This window comes from Gordonibacter sp. (genome assembly GCF_036667095.1).
Classification (GTDB): domain Bacteria; phylum Actinomycetota; class Coriobacteriia; order Coriobacteriales; family Eggerthellaceae; genus Gordonibacter.
The window spans coordinates 1-3,773 of record NZ_JAVWUP010000216.1 but is presented as its reverse complement, the minus strand read 5'-3'; the positions used below and the strand labels follow the sequence as shown (position 1 = coordinate 3,773).

The following is a 3,773-nucleotide window of genomic DNA, read 5'->3' as shown; positions in this document are numbered from 1 at the left end:
TCGGGGCCCTACCGCTTCCCCACCTTCAAGCACTCGAAGTTATTGAGACGTTCCCACAGAAGAATCGCAGGAATACAGCTTGCAGAGTGATTTATTAAGACGAAGTGAGCGAGACACCAGGCCGCATGACTTCTTGATCGCGCCTCGACTGCCTTGACTGAGCAAAACCTTACCAAAGAGGATAAGCCGAAAGGACCGAGAAGGGTCCTTTCGGCTCCGGCATACTGCTGGGCAATTCTCAGAAAGCTCGTGGCAGGTACCGCATTGACAGACCTCTGCGAGCTTGCGCTCGAACACGCCTCGCGCAGGCTCCTATATTCCCATAAGCCCCACGATAAACGGCATCCAGGCAGCCATGATCAGCACAAGAGCAATCGAGGGCACGATGCCGGTCTTGAACATGTCGCCAAAGGTGTAGTACCCCTCGCCATAGGTGAGCATGACGGTCGGATTCACGGGCATGAGATAGTTGCCCGCAACGACCACTGCCAGCGCAATGGTGGGCACAGCTGGCGACACACCGAAGTTTGCGCACAGCGTGATCATGATTGGCAGGAAGATGCCGAGAATGGCCACACCGATAGGGCAGACCGTGTGCAACAGGTAGATGAGCGCGAGCAGGATAGCGAAAGCCGCAAAGAACCCCAAGCCCATCACGCCGCTACCAGCAATGGCATTGGCAAGGAATGCCGCACCCCCTGTGGCCTCAACCACGCCACCCATAGACATAATGGTTCCGCACATGATAACGATGCCCCACGGCACGGAATTCTGGAACTCTTTCCAGGAGAGCAGATCCATGCCCGGCAGGAACATGACGGTCAAGCCGATTAGAGCAACAACCGTGGCATTGAGGACGGGTATCCAGTTGCCGACGATCCACAGTACGAGCATGGCACCAATGATAAGGATGGCTTTAATCTCGTAAGCCTCAATCTTGCGAGCACTGGCAGCCTGGTCACGGATGCCCTGCAGGCAGGAATCGGCGATAGGCTCGGGCTTGATCAGCTGGGTGATAAAGAACCAAGAGATCGGCGTCATAACGATAACGACGGGCAGAGCAACAATCGCCCAGTCCAGAAACGAGATCGAAGTGCCGGTGGCCTGCTGCAAGATATTCATGGCCACCACATTAAACGAGCTGCCAGCGGGAGTGGCCATACCGCCAGTGACGGCAGCGATAGGAATACCGATCATAAGGCAGCGACCGAGATTGGATTGTAGCGGCTTGGCATCGGCGGCTTTGAGGATGGTCAGCGCGAAGCCAAGAAACAGCACCGTGCAGGGTACATCGGACATGACCGTGGAGACGAGCGTTGTAGCAATCATGAAGCCGAGTACGAGCTTGCGGGAGTTCGCTCCTGTCCAGCCAATGAGTGCATTGATAAGGCGTACGCCCCAGTTGGTCTTGAGCATAATGACAGGCATTGAGAACACGGCAATAATAAACAGCAGCGCAGGGCTGGCGAAACCGCCGATGGCCTTACCAAGCCCATCGACAACACCGAGCACCGGACACAGCACAACAACGAGCAGGGCCGTAACACCCAGGGGTAACGCGGCAGTGACCCATAAGCACACGAGTGCACCGAGAATACCAAGAGCCACGGCACCCTGGTGCGAGAGCGCCTCACTTGCCGGCACCATCATCGACACTGCGATACAGACGATAGCCAGGCCTATCCCAATCAGGCGCTTCGGCATAGGGACGTCGGTGTTTTCCATAACCTTGTACCTCCTTGTTTTCGCGCAAACATGAATTTAAACGAAAATGCCTCTCTGTACCCCCTTCCGCGGATTGCTCTTCCCCTTTGCCCGGGAGTCTCCACAAGTCCCTTGCATCATGCTTACAGTATTTTTCGGTAGGCTCCGCCCGTCTACCGCTGCTAATGCTGATATCGATTTTTTGGAGGCTTTTCATCTCATACTGAAATGTTGAGGTGTGAAACAAGTGATCTTTCTACAACAATATCTCTCCCAAGCGCCCTTGCTTCTTGTTCAGAACCCCTCTAAGGAAGCGCGGGCGCGATCTTTCGGGAGGCTTTACGCCTCATCACACTCCTCAACAATGTTCATAAGGTGCTGCTGTGAGTTGATATCTAGCTTGCGGTATATGTGATAGATGTGCGACTTAGCAGTCGCTGAACTCACCACGAGCTGCTCGGCGATGTACTCAGCGTTTCGACCCTTCGCCAACAAGAAGAACACCTCTTCTTCGCGCGGCGTCAACCCGTAACGCTCGGATACACAATCGCATCGTTTTCTGAAAAAACCCGCCTGGCTGCTCTGTTCGCCGCCCGCACCACCGGAAGAGTTATTCGCAATCGGAGGTGCCAGAAGCTCGTTGAGCCTCCTTCTCATCTTCGCGTCATCGCCCCCGTACACGCAAAACATCAAGATAACCACAAGGGCAAACACCACCATCAGCAAACTGAGCTGTGTTCCCGAAAGCGGGTAGACAAACAAAATGACGAATGCAACGATAGCCCCGACAAAAAAACCGATGTTACTGGGGGCCTGCCGCAAGGCGAAACGATCGATAGGATGGAGTCTGAACTCATAGTTGTCGATACTCGTCGTACACCATCCCACAATGGTCGAATGGGCAAGCGCAGCAACCACCATACCACCGCAGACCACCTTCCCCGCCCCATCGAAAAAGGGGAACAGCAGTATCCCTGCGATGAGTATGGGCAGCGATATACGCTGCACAATAGCCATATCAATATCAACTTTAGACCCAAGCAAAGCCCAAAGAAGCGCAACGAGTACACCGGCTATGCCGCTCGCTCCGCCTATCAGCGCCACAATCGGACCCATAGAGCACAACTCGATGGTCATGAACCCGTATACGGCCCCTTGGCAAGCCACCGACAACGAAGCGGGCACGGTCAGCACGGTGGTGCGACGAAATTTTTCTATCGACAGGATGCGTTCAGGGGGAATGCGCGTGGACAGAAACGCCGCTAAACCAACCGAGCCCACGATGAACAGTGCAATTTCGAACAGATTCAGCCATTGCGTGTCGGAGGCGTTCGCTAAAACGAACAGCAGCGTACCCCCAATGGATCCCAAACTGACACACACCGCTGTACGCCTCGTAGGGATAAGACTAAAAAACACGCACCAATGCATCATGATGCTCGCCTGGGCAACGCCCAACAAAGCCCACGAAACGAGAGAAGCGATAAAAGGAATGCCCTCGAACGCGTTATTTACGAACGCATTGGCCACCGCAGGAAGGGCCACTAACGACCCAATCGCAAACAGTCGATTGCGATTTTCAAACACCCAATCTGCCCTTCGCGCACAGAGAGCAAACGTGGTGGCCAACGTGGAAACGGAAACAATACGCAAAGCAGATGCTTCGCGTATGTCGCAAAATGCTAGGAGCGCGAGGGAAGGACTGAACGTCGCCGACAACTCCCACCCTATGAGCAGCGCAAAACCGACGGTCGCAAGAACGTACGTCAATCTCAGATCGTCGGGCGTTCTGGCGTCGTCAGAAGCCGTTTCCGCAGACAGATCACCTGTCATATCTACTCCTCAACATTTGGGTATGAGAGCGTTTTACCTTGAAAACCCAATTCAACCTTAGCAGTTGTAGATTATTTTTCCCGAACGAAGAATACTATCCCCCATGCACGTAAGAGCGATTCAGCGCTCTTGACATGCGGGCATTTTAGCGTGCCCGAGCTTACCGCACAAGCACCCGCGCCAATCTGCAAGCAATGCAGCAAGCATTCAGCTCGCAACCGAACGACGATAAGCAG

General features: G+C 54.2%; 2 protein-coding genes. Both read right to left on the bottom strand.

Annotated features, from left to right (window positions below; all coding sequences use genetic code 11):
- Positions 1-312: 312 nt before the first annotated feature.
- Entirely contained in the window at positions 313-1,725 is a 1,413-nt protein-coding gene (locus RR842_RS12680; RefSeq protein ID WP_332714145.1) for an SLC13 family permease, read from the bottom strand.
- Between the two features lie 318 nt (positions 1,726-2,043).
- Positions 2,044-3,537, bottom strand: coding sequence for a helix-turn-helix transcriptional regulator (locus RR842_RS12675; protein WP_332729974.1), 1,494 nt, complete (start codon positions 3,535-3,537; stop codon positions 2,044-2,046).
- Between the last annotated feature and the right edge of the window lie 236 nt (positions 3,538-3,773).

Coding starts and splice junctions, on each gene's coding strand:
- RR842_RS12680 (WP_332714145.1), bottom strand. CDS start 1,725: ATGGAAAACACCGACGTCCCTATGCCGAAGCGCCTGATTGGGATAGGC.
- RR842_RS12675 (WP_332729974.1), bottom strand. CDS start 3,537: ATGACAGGTGATCTGTCTGCGGAAACGGCTTCTGACGACGCCAGAACG.